The sequence below is a fragment of the Pseudomonas sp. MRSN 12121 genome (genome assembly GCF_000931465.1).
GTDB lineage: Bacteria > Pseudomonadota > Gammaproteobacteria > Pseudomonadales > Pseudomonadaceae > Aquipseudomonas.
In genome coordinates, this window is sequence record NZ_CP010892.1 from 2,866,949 (window position 1) to 2,883,011 (window position 16,063).

Annotated in this window: 16 protein-coding genes; 9 read left to right on the forward strand and 7 right to left on the reverse strand. The window is 65.9% G+C overall.

Going from position 1 to position 16,063, the window contains the following annotated elements; genetic code table 11:
• The first annotated feature begins 102 nt into the window (after positions 1-102).
• A complete protein-coding gene (locus tag TO66_RS13165; RefSeq protein ID WP_044462724.1) occupies positions 103-507 on the forward strand; it encodes a hypothetical protein in 405 nt (134 codons plus the stop codon).
• Between the two features lie 326 nt (positions 508-833).
• A complete protein-coding gene (locus TO66_RS13170; protein ID WP_044462725.1) occupies positions 834-1,640 on the forward strand; it encodes a lytic transglycosylase domain-containing protein in 807 nt (268 codons plus the stop codon).
• A 231-nt stretch (positions 1,641-1,871) separates the two neighbouring features.
• On the opposite strand, the gene TO66_RS13175 is transcribed toward TO66_RS13170, so the two are convergent.
• Positions 1,872-3,098 carry an MFS transporter gene (locus tag TO66_RS13175; RefSeq protein WP_044462726.1) on the reverse strand — a complete coding sequence of 409 codons (1,227 nt, stop codon included), beginning with the start codon at positions 3,096-3,098 and terminating at the stop codon, positions 1,872-1,874.
• A 347-nt stretch (positions 3,099-3,445) separates the two neighbouring features.
• Between TO66_RS13175 and TO66_RS13180 the strand changes: the two genes are divergently transcribed.
• Positions 3,446-4,144 carry a lipoprotein gene (locus TO66_RS13180; RefSeq protein WP_044462727.1) on the forward strand — a complete coding sequence of 233 codons (699 nt, stop codon included), beginning with the start codon at positions 3,446-3,448 and terminating at the stop codon, positions 4,142-4,144.
• A gap of 40 nt (positions 4,145-4,184) precedes the next feature.
• Here TO66_RS13180 and TO66_RS13185 read toward each other — a convergent pair whose 3' ends face one another.
• Complete coding sequence (locus TO66_RS13185) at positions 4,185-6,311, reverse strand: TonB-dependent receptor domain-containing protein (RefSeq protein ID WP_044462728.1); 2,127 nt, start codon at positions 6,309-6,311, stop codon at positions 4,185-4,187.
• A 321-nt stretch (positions 6,312-6,632) separates the two neighbouring features.
• Here TO66_RS13185 and TO66_RS13190 point away from each other — a divergent pair, with 321 nt between their 5' ends.
• Both TO66_RS13190 and TO66_RS13195 read left to right on the forward strand, forming a co-directional pair.
• Positions 6,633-8,381: a SulP family inorganic anion transporter gene (locus TO66_RS13190; RefSeq protein WP_044462729.1), complete on the forward strand. Its 1,749-nt coding sequence runs from the start codon at positions 6,633-6,635 to the stop codon at positions 8,379-8,381.
• A 48-nt stretch (positions 8,382-8,429) separates the two neighbouring features.
• The gene (locus tag TO66_RS13195) at positions 8,430-8,822 is read left to right on the forward strand and encodes a GFA family protein (protein ID WP_044462730.1); all 393 of its coding nucleotides are present in this window, start codon (positions 8,430-8,432) and stop codon (positions 8,820-8,822) included.
• A 12-nt stretch (positions 8,823-8,834) separates the two neighbouring features.
• Here TO66_RS13195 and TO66_RS13200 read toward each other — a convergent pair whose 3' ends face one another.
• The gene (locus TO66_RS13200; protein ID WP_044462731.1) at positions 8,835-9,794 is read right to left on the reverse strand and encodes an HlyD family secretion protein; all 960 of its coding nucleotides are present in this window, start codon (positions 9,792-9,794) and stop codon (positions 8,835-8,837) included.
• Between the two features lie 3 nt (positions 9,795-9,797).
• Positions 9,798-10,148, reverse strand: coding sequence for a DUF3302 domain-containing protein (locus TO66_RS13205; protein ID WP_044462732.1), 351 nt, complete (start codon positions 10,146-10,148; stop codon positions 9,798-9,800).
• 220 nt (positions 10,149-10,368) lie between these two features.
• Between TO66_RS13205 and TO66_RS13210 the strand changes: the two genes are divergently transcribed.
• Positions 10,369-11,565, forward strand: coding sequence for a PrpF domain-containing protein (locus TO66_RS13210; protein ID WP_044462733.1), 1,197 nt, complete (start codon positions 10,369-10,371; stop codon positions 11,563-11,565).
• Positions 11,566-11,586: 21 nt separating this feature from the next.
• Here the strand turns inward: TO66_RS13210 and TO66_RS13215 are convergent, their stop codons facing one another.
• The gene (locus tag TO66_RS13215) at positions 11,587-12,528 is read right to left on the reverse strand and encodes an AraC family transcriptional regulator (protein WP_044462734.1); all 942 of its coding nucleotides are present in this window, start codon (positions 12,526-12,528) and stop codon (positions 11,587-11,589) included.
• A 159-nt stretch (positions 12,529-12,687) separates the two neighbouring features.
• Here TO66_RS13215 and TO66_RS13220 point away from each other — a divergent pair, with 159 nt between their 5' ends.
• The gene (locus tag TO66_RS13220; RefSeq protein ID WP_044462735.1) at positions 12,688-13,386 is read left to right on the forward strand and encodes an alpha/beta hydrolase; all 699 of its coding nucleotides are present in this window, start codon (positions 12,688-12,690) and stop codon (positions 13,384-13,386) included.
• 44 nt (positions 13,387-13,430) lie between these two features.
• Here the strand turns inward: TO66_RS13220 and TO66_RS13225 are convergent, their stop codons facing one another.
• Positions 13,431-14,555 (reverse strand): endonuclease/exonuclease/phosphatase family protein, encoded by a 1,125-nt coding sequence (locus TO66_RS13225; protein WP_044462736.1) that lies wholly within the window; start codon positions 14,553-14,555, stop codon positions 13,431-13,433.
• A 184-nt stretch (positions 14,556-14,739) separates the two neighbouring features.
• Between TO66_RS13225 and TO66_RS13230 the strand changes: the two genes are divergently transcribed.
• Both TO66_RS13230 and TO66_RS13235 read left to right on the forward strand, forming a co-directional pair.
• On the forward strand, positions 14,740-14,934 hold the full coding sequence (locus tag TO66_RS13230; protein ID WP_044462737.1) for a hypothetical protein: 195 nt from the start codon (positions 14,740-14,742) through the stop codon (positions 14,932-14,934).
• A 160-nt stretch (positions 14,935-15,094) separates the two neighbouring features.
• Positions 15,095-15,367: a DUF4242 domain-containing protein gene (locus TO66_RS13235; RefSeq protein WP_044462738.1), complete on the forward strand. Its 273-nt coding sequence runs from the start codon at positions 15,095-15,097 to the stop codon at positions 15,365-15,367.
• Positions 15,368-15,388: 21 nt separating this feature from the next.
• On the opposite strand, the gene TO66_RS13240 is transcribed toward TO66_RS13235, so the two are convergent.
• Positions 15,389-16,006, reverse strand: coding sequence for a cupin domain-containing protein (locus TO66_RS13240; RefSeq protein WP_044462739.1), 618 nt, complete (start codon positions 16,004-16,006; stop codon positions 15,389-15,391).
• Positions 16,007-16,063 lie beyond the last annotated feature (57 nt).

A 16,063-nucleotide genomic window follows, 5' to 3' on the forward strand; every position in this document is an offset into this window, starting at 1 on the left:
GGCTGTGGATTCAGCCAGTCGCGACATTCCGTTTTACCCAGACAATAAAGCAATGCCCAACTCCGATATGATCGTCGCTTTGACCCACCGAGTAGGCGCGAAATGACAGGTTTTTCAAACTTGATCTGGCAGTGGTACGGCGCCGAAGAGCATGAGCGGATTGCTGCAATCTCTAAGGCCATCCCTGCACTTGAGTTTCTCGCAATGGATGCAGAGCTACAGCAACTTACCATTCCGGATTGCCCAGCGTGCGAGGTGTGGTCCTCAAAAATGCTCCCCATTCATGCCACTGTCGAGGCCTGCGGCGCTGTTTTGCCCGATGACGTTAGTTCACTTCTGGGACGCGTCTGGGGACTGTGCCAGTCGTTAAACGATCTTGAGTTGCCTTGCCATGACCGGACGATTTTTGAGTTCGAGCAGTGGCAACCCTTGCGAGAGGCTGCCAGGCAGGTGCTTATCGCGATGGAGGCGGCGGCAATTGAACCGTTCCTCTCAGACCTATCATAAGTACCAATCGCCCCCAGCATGCGTCCGGCCCGGGCAGATAACGATGACAACTTTGTCGTCGCCTACCTGGGCCTGTCCCGTCCCGGCTCCGGGTCCGTCACCCGCGGATCGGACTTGCGCCCGGCCCTGGCAAGCCGGGACGACGCGTCGAGCGAGCAATCAGGTCTGCACCTCGCCAGGGAACGCCGGCAGCCCGTACGTCAACCCAAGTTCCAAGACCGGTTACAAGGGCTATACCTATCAGAACAAAAGGCGGGTCACCCCAGAATAGCCCCTCCAAAGACAGCTCCCAGGCCTAATCGGCGCCTGTAGCGCAGAGCGATGTGATGAGTTCCAGAGCATGGCGATGGGCTCGCAAGAGCCTTCTAGGTTGCATCGAGCTGGCCTTGCTGGTCGCGCCACTGTGCGCCAGCGCCATGTTCAAGTGCCAAGCCAGGGACGGAGCCATCAGCTACACCAGCCATACCATTGCCAGCGCCCGCTGCACTCGCCTGAATGGCAGGGCGGACGCCGCTGTCGGCGCCAAGGCATTGGCCCGGCCACGACCTGTGCGAAAGAACGACTCAGGCGCGGTACGGATTCTGGTGTACACCTTCATTCACAAGGGTATTCGTCAATATGTGAGCCGGCGCCCCGTCGGGATTTCCGAGCGGGTCGATGTCCTTGAGATCTATTTCATCAAGGGCTGCTATCTGTGCAGGGCGCCAAAGGACTTCAAGGTCGCTTCACTGCGCCTGGACACTCATTCCTATCGGCGGGAGATCGAAGCCGCTTCGGATCATTATGGTGTCGACAGGGCGCTGGTCCGCGCCGTGATACATGCCGAATCGGCGTTTCGCCCCAATGCTGTTTCCGAAGCCGGCGCCCAGGGGCTGATGCAGTTGATGCCCGCCACCGCCGTGCGCTTCGCCGTGGACGATCCGTTCGACGCACGACAGAACATTCGTGGCGGCGTGCGCTACCTGGCCTGGCTGCTCAAGCGCTTCAACGGCAACCAGATGCTGGCGTTGGCCGGTTACAACGCCGGAGAAGCGTCCGTGGTCGAGTACAACGGGGTGCCTCCCTACGCCGAGACGCAATCCTACGTCACCCTCGTGCAGTCCTTGACCGAACGCTATCGCAACCTTCGCTAGTACCGTAGGGCGCATAACCCGGAACAAGTGCGACGGACGTCGACAAGGTCAACAACAGAGCGCCGAAAGTCATTTTCAACATCGTTTCTTCCTTGAAAGAGAGGGTTATCGCGACCCAAGACGCGCCGTCTGGTACTTCCATCTTTGTGCGGAGTCGAGGTTAATGTGGCTGTCAATGAGCTTGGATATTAAAGCCTGCATTCGGATCACGCCGCTATTAACATCAGCCTGCTAGCCCGGCTGGGCCGCCAGGCTGTTACTGACGTTGCGCCCCAGCACCAGCACAGTCACAAAACCGCAGCCCACCAGGGCCGTGGCCAGGCTCAGCAGCACCGAGCTGCCCATCTGGTCGACGATCCGCCCGCCGAAGAACGAGCCCAGGGCAATGATCACCTGGAACAGGGCGACGAACAGCGGCATGCCGCGTTCCACATCCTTGGGCGCCACGACGAACATCCAGATGCTGGCGCAGGCCGGGAAGGCGCCGAAGGCGAAGCCCCAGAGCGCGATCAGCATCGCCGCGCCGGTCATGCCGGTGGCGAAGTGGGGGAATAGAGCGGTGCTGGTGCCGATCATCAGGGCGACCAGCAACAGGGTGTGGCGCACGCTGCGGTTGGCGGCGAAGCCGGCGAAGATATTCCCCACGACCCCGGCCACGCCATACAGCAGCAGGAACGAGCCGATGGTCTGGCCGTCGAAGCCGGCGCTCTGTTTGAAGAAGGGCGCGACATAGGTGTAGGCGGCGAAGTGGGCCAGGCCGATCAGCAACACGGCGATCAGTCCGACGCGGGCCAGCGGGTTGATGAACAGGGCCGGCAGGTCATGGATGCGAATGGCCTTGTCCGGCGCCAGCCGTGGCAGCAGGAACACCTGCGCCAGCAGCACCGGAATGCCCAGCAGCGCGGTGGCCAGGAAGGTCATGCGCCAGCCCATCAGGCCGCTCAGCCAGGTGCCCACGGGCACGCCGAGCACGGTGGCGAGTGTCACGCCCATCATGATGATCGAGGTGGCCTTCGCCACGCCGACACCCTTGGGGGCCAGGCGGCCGCTGAGGGCGATGGCGGTCGCCCAGAAACCGCCGATGCTGATGCCCAGCAGTACGCGGCCGAACAGCAGCAGGTTGAAGTCGCTGGCGTAGGCCACGACCGAGTTGGCGATGATCATGATCAGCGTCAGGCCGATCAGCAGGTAGCGGCGGTCCAGGGTGCCGATACCCACGGACAGCAAGGGCGCGGCGAGGGCGGCCATGATGCCGGGCAGGGTGACCATCAGGCCGGCGTGGCCGGCGGTGATGCCCAGGTCGCTGGCGACATCGTTGAGCACACCCACCGGGAGGAACTCGCTGGTCACCAGGGCGAAGGCGCCCACGGCGACGGAAAGAATCGCCAGCCACTGCTGCTTGACGCTCTGTTGACTATGTTCGAGGGGGCCATGAGGGGCCTGGTTTGCACTTGGCATGATGCTGGGTTCCAAGAGGGAATGGCGCCTGAGGCAGGCGAAGGAGCGGGGGAGAATTCGCGGCGATTATAGGAGCCGGTCCTGGCGGCCCGACAGGCGGGCGGCTCGATAATAATCATCAATGGGATCGATTAGAAGCGTGGGGCAGGGCGTTGGCTGAGGTTCAGGCGGTCGCGTGGGGACGATCGATCTTGTCAGCAGTGCACGAAGGGCCTGTCCCGAGCCGATCTTCAAACCCCTCAGAGCAGACTCCACGAAATACATCGGCTCGCGCTGCCTTTTTCGCTTCAGAATTCCCGCCCCATGACGACAACGTGCGCACATTCCTTTCGTATCGCGAGTGGTTCATGAAGAAGATTGCTGTCCTGGTATTGGCCGTTCTGTTCCTTGCCGGATGCGCCAACCAGAAGTTCAAGCCCGAATACCGTACCCAGATACACCGGGTGAAAATCCTTCCGGTGTCGTGGAAGCCCCAGGAAATGAGCTACATGGGACGCGAACAGGCCTGGGGTGCGGCATTGGGCGCGGGGATCGGCACCGGCGTAGGCATGGCGGCAGGCGCATCGAACCTCGGCAAGGCCGCCTTGGGTGGCGCCGGGTTTGCAGCAGGCTTGAAGGCAGGGGATCTGGCGTCAATGTCGACGGTCGAGGCGATTCTCTACAACATGCAAACCGCCGACATCAATCTGGGCGAGTTGGTCAAAAAGAGTTTTGAGGAGCAACTGTCCGCTACCGGTCGTTTCAAGATCGTGGGTGAAAACGAACCGGCCGATGCGCAGATTCAGTTGACCATCATCAATTGGGGGTTTGCGCTGACTCAAGGTTTCAGCAGCGTTGTGTACCCGACGATTGCGGTGAACGGTGTCATGAAACGCGGCGACGAACTGATCTGGCAGCGCGTCGAGACGATCACCGCATTCAACGGCGCCAATACCTACGGTTACACGCCATTGCGCTATCGCACTGAACCGGAGTTGCTACGTACGGCGTTGACGGGCATTGCGCAAATCGTAGACGGCTACCTGATCAAGGACCTGAACGAGTGATCACCCGGCGCTGATGCGCTGTGTCTGGTGGGCGCAGGCCTCAGCGCAAACTCCACGACACCCCCACATACACCCCCATCCCTTCCCCCGGCGTCGACCGTGCCGCGTCCAGTCCCTTGTCGTCATACCCCGGCGTGACGGTGGCGGCGTAGCGTTTGTCGGTCAGGTTGCGCAGGTCGAGCCAGGTCTGCCAGTCGCCCTTGGGCGCGTTGTAGCCCAGGGTGGCGCCGAACAGGGCGTAGGGATCGGCGTAGTAGCTGTTGGCATAGTCCACCGCGACCTTGGACACCAGCTGCGTGTTGAGCGCGGCGAAGAAGCCCTGGGGCCAGTCGTAGCGCAGTTCGCCCTGGTAGTAGTGCATGGGCAGGCCGGGCAGGCGGTTGTCGCCGAAGCGCTGATCGTCGCGGTAGTGGAAGTCGCTGAAGGTGTAGCTCTGGCGCAGGCTCAGCTGGCCGCCGTCGGGGCGGGACCAGAGGTTGCTGTGCAGGCTGGCTTCCACGCCCTGGTGCACGGTGGGGCTGGCGTTGAGCTCGTAGGGCGTGGTGGCGTTGGCGTCCGGCAGCACCGAGAGCAGTTCGTGGCGGACCTGGGCGTAGTACCAGGCCAGGCTCCACTGGCCCAGACGGCTGTCGCCGCGGCCGCCGAGTTCCAGGGTGGTGGCGGTCTGGTTGCGCAGCTTGACCGGGTCGCGCTGGGTGCCGGTGGCGGCGCCGCTGCCGGTCGGAAAGCGAATGTTGGAGCTGTAGATCAGCGACCAGGGATGCGGCGCCTCGACCGAGCGGCTGAGGTTGCCGAACAGCTGCAGGTCGGGCGTGAGCTGGTAGCGCAGGCCCAGGCGCGGCGCGTAGTCCCAGTCACCGAGGCTGGTCTTGCCGCCGCCCTCGGGGTAGGTCACGGCGCTTTCGCGACGGGTATAGATAGCGGCCAGGCCCGTGGTCAGCCACAGGTCGTCGGCGATCTCCAGGTCGTTGCCCACGTGCAGCACGCTGTCCGAACCCTGGTAGGTGAAGTTGCGCATGGCCGTGCCGGGGGCGAAGCCGGCGGTGTTGCCGGTGGGGATGCGCACCTGCTCGCTGGCCCCGGCGTTGGGCAGGTGCTTGGTCACTCGCAGGCCCAGGGTGCTGCGGCTTTCCAGGCCCCACAGGGTGTCGCGGCGCTTGTAGTCGAAGGTGCCGCTGACATCGGTGTAGGCCACCTTCAGGCGGTTCGGGCCTTCGCGCAGGTCCATGGGGTAGTCGTGGTAGGCCAGGCCGGTCTGGATGCTCGAATCGTCGTCGAGGTACCAGGTGGTCTTGTTGCCGATAAAGGTGCTGCCCGGCTGGTCGCGACTGTCGTCGCGCTTCACATAGGCCGGGTTGGCCGCCCGCGGGTCATGTTCGATGGAGCCTTTGCTGACCCGCCCGGCGAGGTCGTTGTCGGTCTGCCGGTGGCGAATGTAGAAGCGGGTTTCCAGGTTCGGGTTGAAGCGATAGCCGAAGTTGGCGACGACGCCCTGGCTGGTGCTGGCGGTGTGGTCCTGGTAACCGTCGGCGCGGGCGTCGGTCAGGGCCAGGTAATAGTCGAAGTCGCCCAGCACCTGCCCGGAGCTGACCTGGCGCTGCTGGTAGCCGAGGCTGCCGGTGGCGTAGCGCACTTGCAGGCGCGGCGCGTCGTAACCGGTGTGGCTGATGTAGTCGATGGCGCCGCCCAGGGCCAGGGCGCCACGGTCGAAGCCGTTGGCGCCGCGCAACACTTCCACGCGTTCGAGCCACAGCGGCTCGAGCAATTCATAGGGCGTGCCGCCGGGGCCGGTCAGCGGCAGGCCGTCGAGCATCGTGTACAGCCCCGAGGCGTGGGCGCCCGGTGCGCGGTTGAGGCCCGAGCCGCGGATCGAAATCTTCACCCCTTCGTTGCCCGCAGACTGGGCATAGACCCCCGGCTGATAGGCCAGCACGTCCTGGTTGCTGGCCACGCGGCCCTGCAGCGGGCGGCGCAGGTCGACCAGATTGCTGCCGCCGGGTACCTGGGCCAGCCGCGCCTCGGCCTCCTCGAGCGCGGCGTCTTCGCGGCTGCGGTCCTCGGCACCGATCAGCACCTGCCCCAGCTCCAGGCCCTCGGCCCAGGCCATGGCCGGACAGACAAGGGCCAGGCCCAGCAAGGCGGAGGGCAGGGGACGGGACGACGACATCGGGAAAACTCCAGGCAGAAAAAGCGGGCGGCGACGAGCACGGGCGGCGATGAACAAAAGAGGCGCTGAAAATAGTGCGCCGAACGTTGCGAGCTATGGACGCAGGAAAGCAGGAGCGAAACACAGGACAATTGGCTTTTTTCCTCGGAGCAGGCCCCGTGGCGGGCGCAGAGCCACGGTCCAGAGCGGTTCGTCCGCTCAGTGAGCGAGGCAACTTCTGCTATTTTGTTGCAAACAAAACCGGCTCTGCTTATCTCTCAGCCAGGGCCTGCCGCGCGTGCCCGTCCTGCCTTTTCGTCCATTGTTCTGGAAGGTACTTCCATGCTGCTTGCCCGCTGGCTGCCTGGCCTGGCCAATCTGTTGCACTACCGCCGCGAATGGTTCCGCTATGACCTGCAGGCCGGGTTGTCGGTGGCGGCGGTGCAGATCCCGATCGCCATCGCCTATGCGCAGATCGTCGGGCTGCCGCCGCAGTACGGCCTGTATGCCTGCGTGTTGCCGATGATGGTCTATGCGCTGGTGGGCAGTTCGCGGCAGTTGATGGTCGGGCCGGACGCGGCGACCTGCGCCATGGTCGCCGGCGCGATCGCGCCGCTGGCGCTGGGCGATCCTGCACGCCTGGCGCAACTGGCGGTGATCGTCACGGGGCTGGTCGGCCTGCTGCTGATCGCCGCCGGCATTGCCCGGGCGGGCTTCATCGCCAGTTTTTTCTCGCGGCCGATCCTGATCGGCTACCTCAATGGGATCGGCCTGAGCCTGCTGGCCGGGCAACTGGGCAAGGTGCTGGGCTACAAGATCGAGGGCGACGGGTTCATTCTCAGCCTGCTGAACATGCTGCGCCGGCTGGGCGAAACGCACCTGCCGACCCTGGCTGTCGGCGTGGCTGCGCTGGCGCTGCTGATCTGGCTGTCACGGCGTTTCCAGAGGCTGCCCGCGGCGCTGGTGACGGTGGTCGTCGCCACCCTGTGCGTGGCCGTGCTGGGGCTGGATCGCCACGGGGTCGCCGTGCTCGGCCCGATCCCTTCGGGCATGCCGCGCCTGAGCTGGCCCGAGACCGACCTGGCCGAGCTGAAAAGCCTGCTGCGCGATGCGCTGGGGATCGCCACGGTGAGCTTTTGCAGCGCCATGCTGACCGCCCGCAGCTTCGCCGCGCGCAATGGCTACACCATCAATGCCAACCATGAGTTCCTGGCCCTGGGCGTGTCGAACCTCGCGGCCGGGGTGTCCAGCGGCTTCGCCATCAGCGGCGCCGACTCGCGCACGGCGGTCAACAGCATGGTGGGTGGCAAGAGCCAGCTGGTGGGCATCATCGCTGCCCTGGTGATCGCCCTGATCCTGCTGTTCTTCACCGCGCCCATGGCCTGGATTCCCCAGGCGGCGCTGGGGGCGGTGCTGCTGATGGCCGGCTGGGGGCTGATCGACGTTCATTCGATGCGGGTGATCCGCACGCTCAGCCGCTTCGAGTTCTGGCTGTGTGTGCTGACCACCCTGGGCGTGCTCGGCGTGGGCGTGCTGCCGGGCATCATCATCGCGGTGCTGCTGGCGATCCTGCGGCTGCTCAAGAGCATCTACCAGCCCACCGACGCGGTGCTGGGCTGGGTCCGCGGCATCGAAGGCCAGGTCGATATCGGCCAATACCCGCAGGCGCGCACGCTGCAAGGATTAGTGGTGTACCGCTTCGACGACGCGATCCTGTTTTTCAACGCCGACTACTTCAAGGCGCGCCTGCTGGAGGCGGTCGAGCGCGAGCCCGAGCCGCGGGCCGTGCTGTTCGTCGCCGAGGCGGTCACCTCGATCGACGTCAGCGGTATCGTCGCGCTCAGGGAAGTGCGCGATACCCTCAAGGCCCGCGGCATAGTGCTGGGCATCGCCCGGGCGCATGGCACCTTCCTGCGCATGCTGGTGCGCTCGGGCCTGGCGCGTGAGATGGAGCAGGGCCTGCTGTTCCCCTCGGTGCGCGCCGGCATCCGCGCCTACCGGATCTGGCGCAACCGCTTGCAACGTGACCCCCGGCAGGCAGAGCAGCGGGTTGCCGGGCACCCGGCGCCAACCGGGACGGCCAGTACCTGAGGAGCGCCGCGAGGTCGGCCCGAACCCTTGGCGAAGAGGAGGTGCGACATGCAACGATTCACCGGCGGCTGCCTGTGCGGCAAGGTACGGTTCGAGGCAGCGGGGCGCCCGTACCGGGTCGGCCTGTGCCATTGCCTGGACTGCCGCAAGCACCATGGCGCGCTGTTCCATGCCGCGGCGATATTCCCCGAGGACGCGGTGACCCTCGAAGGCGAAACCCGCGATTACGGCGGGCGTTGTTTCTGCCCCGAATGCGGCTCGTCGGTGTTCGGCCGCAGCGCCGATGAAATCGAAATCAGCCTCGGCGCCCTGGATGCCCCGGACCAGCTGCGGCCGACCTACGAACTCTGGACCGTGCGGCGTGAGTCCTGGTTGCCGGCGTTTCCACTTGCCAGGCACTACGCACGCGACCGCGATGCCAGCGGTCGCCGCGAGGAGTAGGGGCGTGGCGCCTCAATGAAACGGAAAGATGTAGTTCATCCACGCCGCCATGCGCAAAAGGATCTTGCGCATGATCGCCACGTGGTGGAAGTGCTGGCTGTAGAGCGCCGCCTGGCCGTAGGCGCCGCCGGGCATCAGGGCGGCGTAGGGCTGGTAGTCCGGGTCGGTGATCTCGATGACCACCGGCACCCGCCCCGGCGGTGGTGAGCCGCTGTAGCTCAATAGGGTGCCGGACGGCTGTACCTGGCCTTCGCCGATCACCGCGATGACATTTTTCACCCGGCCCTTGAACACCTTGCCGGGGATACCGTCGAAGGCGATTTCCGCCTCGTCCCCCGGGACCAGGCGCAGCAGGCTGTTCTGCCGCATCCAGGCGGCGAAGTACTGGCTTTCCTGGGGCACGAACACCATCGACGGGCGCAGCGGCAGCTTGCTCGCCATCATCCCCGGGCGCAGCGACACATGGGTGACGAAGCCTTTGCTCGGCGCGCGGACCACGGTGTTGTCCAGCTCGAACTGGGCGTTGTCGATCTGCGCCTGCAGGCTGTCCACCAGGGCAATCGCGGCTTCCTGCTCGCGGCGGGTGCCGAAGTTGCGCCTGATCAACTCATTGATCCGGTACAGGTCGCCCCGCGCGGCCACCTGCTGGGCCTTGAGCGACTTGAGGCGGTTCTCGAACGGTTCGGGGTCGATGCGAAACAGCACGTCGCCGGGTTCCAGCGGCGTGTTGCCGTGCACCGGCACCTCGATCACCTTGCCGGTGACCACCGGGATCACCGGCACCGAGACGAAGTAGGAACGCGCCACCTCGGAGTAGGGGTGGTTGTAGTTCATCAGGAATATCAGCGCGCCGATCAGCACCACACCGCCGAGTACCGCGGTGGGCACCGTCCATTTGTTCAGGGGGATGCGGAAGATCTTGAAGATGGCGACGCAGATGGCGGTGTAGGTGAGGATCAGGAGCAGGTCCATGGCTTATCTCCTGCCATCCGCGGGCGGCGCGGGCCGGGGTTTTCCTTCAAGGTGCTCGACGCGCCGGCGCAGCTCGGCCAGTTCCTGCGCCAGTGCCTGTTCCGCGGGGATCCGCGCCTTGGCGCCAAAGCCCCAGCCCCGGTCCTCGCGGTAGACCATGGCCCAGATCCACAGGAACGGCCACAGCGCATGGAGGGTGAACAGGCTGACCCAGCCGGCCGCGTGAATGGCGTCCTGGTGCGGATGATTGCGATGGACGGCGATTTCGTAGGGGATGTCGTGCAGGACGATGATCCCGTAGAACAGGACGATCGCCGCGAAGATCAGAATGCCCAGTGCAATGTAATCGAGCATGATTTTCCTCCCGGAAGTGTTCAGCTCGCCTGCAATAGCCCATGAAAGGTTGCGGCCGGTTGGCGCGTCGGCGTTTCAATGGCTGGGCCTCACGAAATCCATACTAGTTCAACTTCGTTCATCTGCATGGCGGCCCGTGGGCGGCGGAAAACGGCGCAGCTGCACCCGGCCGGGCGGCGGTTTATGATCGCCACCTGTCGTCCTTCAGAGCGAGCCGATCATGTCTTTGCAAGCGGATCTTCCCCAGCTGCGCGCCGGCATCATGGAGTTCCCCGTCTGGCACGCCCGCGGTGGCACGTCCACCGGCCTGATCCTGGCGCGCGAAACCCTGCCCGAGGACCCGCTGCTGGTCGAAGAGCTGCTGCGCCACCTGATGGGCGTGCCGCTTTGCGGCGAGCTGCCGGGCAATAACCAGATCACCGGCCTGGGCCGCGGCGGGCCCACCAGCAACAAGGTGTTCATCGCCGAGCGCCGGCCCGGCGAGTCGCGCATGATCAGCACCCTGGCGCAACTGGCGGCGGGCAAGAGCGCGATCGACTGGAGCGTCAACTGCGGCAACATGTCGGCGGCCCTGCCGCTGTATGCCCTGGAGCGCGGCTGGCTGAGCGCGGACGCGGACAGCGCACAGATCGAGATCTTCAACAGCAATACCCAGACCACCCTGAGCGCGCGCGTGGCGTTCAAGGACGGCCGGCTGCTGAGCGATACGCGTATCCCCGGGGTCAACGGCGTGTTCCCCGGGGTCGACCTGTTTCTCAGCGACCCGGTGGGGGCCAAGACCGGAAAGCTGTTTCCCACCGGGCAGCGTGTCGACCTGCTCGACGGCGTGCGCGCCACCTGCCTGGACGTGGCGGTGCCGATGGTCATCGTCCAGGCCGCGGACCTGGGCAAGAGCGGCCTGGAAACCCCGGCGCAGCTGGACGCCGACAGCGAATTCAAGGCGCGCTTGATCGGCCTGATGGTGCAGGGCGGCCTGCGCATGCAGTTGCGCAACCGCAGCGGCGCCTTGATGAGCGCCGAGGAGCTGCAACGCAGCGAAACCCTGCCGAAGATCTGCATCGTCAGCCCGGCCCAGGGCGCGGGCGACATCAATACCCGTTACTTCACCCCGCAGAACGCCCATCCCTCGCTGGCCGTCTCCGGCGGCTGTTGCCTGGCCGCCGCCTGCCTGGCGCCAGGCACCGTGGCCCACGAGCTGCTGAAGCATCCCAGGCCGCTGGGCCGCGCCATGGCGGAATACCCGGTGTCGATCGAAAACCCGGCGGGGCTGCTGGACACCTTGATCACGGCCTGTGAGGAAGGCGATTCGATGCGGATCGCCGCGGCGGCCTACCGGCGCAGCGCGCAGATCCTGCTCAAGGGCCGGGTGCCGCTGTACAACGCTTCGGCGCCGCTGTTCGAGGCGCTGCGGGGCTGACGCCGGTGCCGTGCCAGCCGCTCAAGCCAGGGCGCGGTATTCGCTGGGGGTGACCCCGAAATCGCGGCGAAAGGCCCGGCTGAACGCCGCTTCGGATTCATAGCCCAACTGCTCGGCGATCTGCGACACCCGCAGGCTGGAGGTTTGCAGGCGCTGCCCGGCCAGTTGCATGCGCCAGTGGGTCAGGTAGCGCATCGGCGATTGGCCCACCAGGCGGGCGAAGCGTTGGGTCAGGCTGGTGCGCGATTGCTTGACCAGGCCGGCCAGGCGCTCGACGCTCCAGGAGGCCCCTGGCTCGGCGTGCAGCAGCGCCAGGGCCTGGCCGATCAGCGGGTCGCGCAGGGCGGCGATCCAGCCGCCGATGCCTTGCGGGGCATGGGCCAGCCAGTGGCGCACGGCCCAGATGAACATCAGGTCGATGATCCGCGAGAGCATGATGGCGCTGCCGATCGACGGGTTGCGCACTTCTTTCTGCATCGCCGCCACCGTCAGCGCCAGCCATTCCCGGGAGCCGATCGGGTCGCTGCGGTCGGCGCTCTGGCAGCTGACATGCAGCAGGCTGGGCAAGCCCTGGATCAATGCCTGGCCACAACCGCCCTCGAAGCGGAACAGCCCGCTGGTGATCCGCGGCATGGAATCCGGGGCGGCGCCTTGCAGCTGGTGGCCCTGGCCGTGGGAGACGAACAGGATGTCGCCGGGGGCCAGGAGTGTGGTCGCGCCGTCGTCGAGCCGCAGGTGGCAAGTGGCGTCCTGGATTACATGGAAGCGGGCGACGCCCGCCGCTTGCTGCAACACCTGGCCCGCTTGCAGGCGGGTTTCGCCGAGCAGTTCGCCCTGCATCCGGGCGATGCTGAACACCTCGAAAAACACATCGGCGCTCGGGTGCCTGAGGTCGGTGGGGGCGCTGGCGGCATCGAGCGGCGCGCTCTGGCGTTTGGGCACAGTCTTAGGTTTTTCGGTCATGGTCGGTCGGCACCGTCCCCTTCGATAATGAGCGCGTCCGAGCATAAGTCAGCACGGGGCGGGGCGTCTCCTGCCGCGTCGTCGACGAGCGAGCTGCAGGACCCGGCAGTACCGCCGCCAGCGGCGTGCGGTCTTTATCCAGACAGAGGATTCAAGCGCATGAGTGATCAGCCTACGATTGTGTTGGTGCACGGTTTTTGGGGCGATGCGGCCCATTGGAGCAAGGTGATCGTCGAGTTGGCGCGCAAGGGCTACAGCGCGATCCGCGCGGTGGAGATGCCCTTGACGTCGCTGGCCGACGACGCCGAGCGAACCCGCAAGATGATTGCCCAGGTCGATGGCCCGGTGTTGCTGGTGGGGCATTCCTACGGTGGGGCGGTGATTACCGAAGTGGGCGACCAGCCCAACGTGGTCGGGCTGGTGTACATCGCCGCCTTCGCCCCGGATGCTGGGGAAAGCCCGGGCGCCATCACCCAGCAGCATCTGCCCGCGGCGGCTGCCAACCTCGCCCCCGACAGCGACGGCTACCTGTGGCTCAAGCCCGAGGCCTTCCACGAGAGCTTCTGCCAGGACCTGGGCGCTGATGAAGCGCTGGTCATGGCGGTGACCCAGAAGGCGCCGCTGGCCAGCACCTTCGGCGACACCATCAGCGCGCCGGCCTGGAAGAAAAAGCCGTCCTGGTACCAGATCTCCAGCGACGACCGGATGATCCACCCGCGCAACCAGCAGTTGATGGCCGCGCGGCTCAACCCGCGCAAGACCCTGACCCTGGCCAGTTCCCATGCCTCGTTGGCCTCGCGGGCGGCGGAGGTCGCGGCCTTTATCCACGAGGCCGCCAGCGCCACCGCCCAGGGCTGACTACGCCCTTGCACGGGCCCCGCTCGCGAGCGGGGCCTGCGCCGTTACAGCGCCAGGTCGACCCACACCGCCGCGTGGTCGGAGCCGGCGTTTTCCTTCTTGTCCAGTTCCGGGTAGACGTCCCAGCGTTGGGGGCGGCTGCCCGGCCACATGCCCTTGCGCCACACGCCGCCGGCGCTGACGGTGGCGAACAGCGCGGGGGACAGCAGCAGGTAATCGATCTTGTTCGCTGCCTTGCAGGTATCGAAGGTGCCGGGGTAGCCGCCGTCGTCGAAGGCTGGATGGACAAAGGCGTCCTTGAGGTCGGTGTCTTGCAGCAGCGGTGCCAGCGGCGCGCTGTCGGGGGTGTCGTTGAAGTCGCCGACCACGGCGATGTAGCGCTCGCCCCGGGCCACCAGTTCCTGGTAGATGGCCTTGATCCGCTCGGCCTGGGCCTGGCGTTTTTTCGCCGAGGCCGCCAGGCTGCCGAAGCCTTTGCTCTTGAGGTGGTTGACCAGCACGATCAACTGCCGCTCCGGCTGTTGTGGCGCCGGCAGCGGGATCTGGAACTGCGCGCAATCGCGGGAAAAGATCAGCTCGCCGTCGGCCGCGGCATCGTCCACGTGGCTGCGCAGCGTGCCGATGGGGTAGCCCGCGGCGGTCATCAGGCCGACATCGATGCCGCGGGTGTCGTTGCCGTCGATCAGCATCACATGCTTGAACGTCGGCCCGCCCAGGCCGCCGATGATTTCCGTGTTGAAATCGCGCAGGGCCGGGCGGCTTTCCGCCTCGACCACCGCCAGCACGTCGGCCTTCAGGTCGATCATCACCCGTGCGGTATTGCGCATGGCCTCCAGGTCCACCGGCGCTTCGATCAGCTCCAGCGAACCGACCCACTCGGTCCGGCCATTGGCGACGATTTCCAGGCCACCGGCCTTGGGTCGCTTGACCAGGCTGCCGCGGTTCTGCCGCAGGATCACGAAGGGGCCCCGGTCCGATGCGGCCAGCCCCAACTCGGTCAGCAGGCTGACCATCCGCACCTTGTCCTGGGCGCTGTAGGTCGGCTCGCCGAGCAACTGGTTGAGCCGGGCGAAAGCTTCCAGCACCGGCTTGCCTTCGGCCCAGCCTTCCAGGTTCATGGCCTTGGCCCGGTTGAACAGGTTTTCGACGTTGTAGGTCGCGAGTCTCATCGTGCTTTTCCTTGGCGTGAGGGACGTGAGTCGCCATTACAGCCGATAAAAATGACCGAATGCCGACAGTCCCCGGGCGGGCAAAGGGCCATCGGCCGGGGCCGGTTCCGTCGGTCAGCCGGGCCTCGGGTGCCTGTGGGTGTGCACGCTATAGTGGCCGGGAGCCGAATAGACGGGAGGCAGCATGCGCCAGATCGTTACCAGGGAACCGTGGTGGGCGGCACCGCCGAAACCGGGCCAGGACGAGTCTGAGTTGGAGTGGGGCTGGCTGGTCACCTACAGCGAGGGGGAGCCGCGCTTCGAATTCGTCAGGCAGCGGCCGTCGGACCAGGAGATCCGTCACCGCAAGAGCTGCCGGGTCACGCCCGCGGCCGAATAGCCCGCTGGTCCGGATACCGGCAGGGGCGGTCTGTCGCCGAGCACATCCGGACGACCGGGCAGGACGCCAGCGGCCGCCGGGTCGATAGTGAAGTGACACGCGGGCGGTCGATTCCATGACGCGCCGGCGTGTTCCTGCCATTCGCGAAGCGGAGGTCGTCATGCCGAAATTTGTCATCGAACGCGATATCCCCGGCGCCGGAGCGCTGTCGGCCGAGGCGCTGCAAGGGATCTCGCAAGCGTCCTGCAAGGTGCTCGGCGAGCTGGGGCCGCAGGTGCAGTGGCTGCACAGCTATGTCACCGGCGACAGGATCTACTGCGTCTATATCGCGCCGAACGAGGAACTCGTCAGGGAACATGCCCGGCGGGGCGGGTTTCCGGCGAATCGGGTGGCGCAGGTCACCTCGATCATCGATCCGACGACCGCGGAGTAGTACCTGCCGATCGTGGCCGGTTCAGAAGGTCGGTGGGGTAATCACCCAGATCACCACCGCGTCGACCTCGCCGGGGTTGCCGTAGCGGTGGGGCTCCTGGCTGGAGAAGCTGAAACTGTCGCCTTCGCCGAGCAGGAAGTGGCGCTCGCCGACCCACAGCTCGAAGCTGCCGGACAGCAGGTAGCCGGCTTCCTCGCCCTCGTGGCTGTAGCTCTGCTGGCTATAGGTGCCCGGGGGAAAGCGCGAGTGGAGGATTTCCAGCTGGCGGTTGGGTTGCGGGGTCAGCAGTTGATCGACGATGCCATCTTCGTAGTGCACGCTCAGGCGGCTGTGCTTGCGCACCACATAGCCGTTGTCCTCGGGCGCGGTGCTGGCCTCGCTGGCGAAGAACCACTGGATGGTCACGCCCAGGCTGCGGGCGATATTGAACAGCGCCGGAATGGACGGGTAGGCGAGGTTGCGTTCCAGCTGGCTGATATAACCGGCGGTCAGCTCGCTCGACTGGGCCAGGGCGGCCAGGGTCATGCCCCGGCGCTTGCGCAGGCCGCGGATCCGCGTGCCGAGAAAGTGCGGCCCTGCGGCGCCGCTCGCGGAGGCGGGCGCGCTGCTGGCCGGCGGCGTGGTGCTGCTGTTGCTCATGGCGTGCTCCGAACCGGGAAGGGGGCCGGGCGCGTCTATGCGCCGGCCTGGACCTGA

Bases quoted from the DNA above. Each gene is read 5' to 3' on its own strand.
- TO66_RS13220 (WP_044462735.1), top strand. From the start codon at position 12,688: ATGAGTGATCAGCCTACGATTGTGTTGGTGCACGGTTTTTGGGGCGAT.
- TO66_RS13170 (WP_044462725.1), top strand. From the start codon at position 834: ATGAGTTCCAGAGCATGGCGATGGGCTCGCAAGAGCCTTCTAGGTTGC.
- TO66_RS13190 (WP_044462729.1), top strand. From the start codon at position 6,633: ATGCTGCTTGCCCGCTGGCTGCCTGGCCTGGCCAATCTGTTGCACTAC.
- TO66_RS13210 (WP_044462733.1), top strand. From the start codon at position 10,369: ATGTCTTTGCAAGCGGATCTTCCCCAGCTGCGCGCCGGCATCATGGAG.
- TO66_RS13225 (WP_044462736.1), bottom strand. From the start codon at position 14,555: ATGAGACTCGCGACCTACAACGTCGAAAACCTGTTCAACCGGGCCAAG.
- TO66_RS13195 (WP_044462730.1), top strand. From the start codon at position 8,430: ATGCAACGATTCACCGGCGGCTGCCTGTGCGGCAAGGTACGGTTCGAG.
- TO66_RS13215 (WP_044462734.1), bottom strand. From the start codon at position 12,528: ATGACCGAAAAACCTAAGACTGTGCCCAAACGCCAGAGCGCGCCGCTC.
- TO66_RS13180 (WP_044462727.1), top strand. From the start codon at position 3,446: ATGAAGAAGATTGCTGTCCTGGTATTGGCCGTTCTGTTCCTTGCCGGA.
- TO66_RS13205 (WP_044462732.1), bottom strand. From the start codon at position 10,148: ATGCTCGATTACATTGCACTGGGCATTCTGATCTTCGCGGCGATCGTC.
- TO66_RS13235 (WP_044462738.1), top strand. From the start codon at position 15,095: ATGCCGAAATTTGTCATCGAACGCGATATCCCCGGCGCCGGAGCGCTG.
- TO66_RS13165 (WP_044462724.1), top strand. From the start codon at position 103: ATGACAGGTTTTTCAAACTTGATCTGGCAGTGGTACGGCGCCGAAGAG.
- TO66_RS13200 (WP_044462731.1), bottom strand. From the start codon at position 9,794: ATGGACCTGCTCCTGATCCTCACCTACACCGCCATCTGCGTCGCCATC.
- TO66_RS13175 (WP_044462726.1), bottom strand. From the start codon at position 3,098: ATGCCAAGTGCAAACCAGGCCCCTCATGGCCCCCTCGAACATAGTCAA.
- TO66_RS13230 (WP_044462737.1), top strand. From the start codon at position 14,740: ATGCGCCAGATCGTTACCAGGGAACCGTGGTGGGCGGCACCGCCGAAA.
- TO66_RS13185 (WP_044462728.1), bottom strand. From the start codon at position 6,311: ATGTCGTCGTCCCGTCCCCTGCCCTCCGCCTTGCTGGGCCTGGCCCTT.
- TO66_RS13240 (WP_044462739.1), bottom strand. From the start codon at position 16,006: ATGAGCAACAGCAGCACCACGCCGCCGGCCAGCAGCGCGCCCGCCTCC.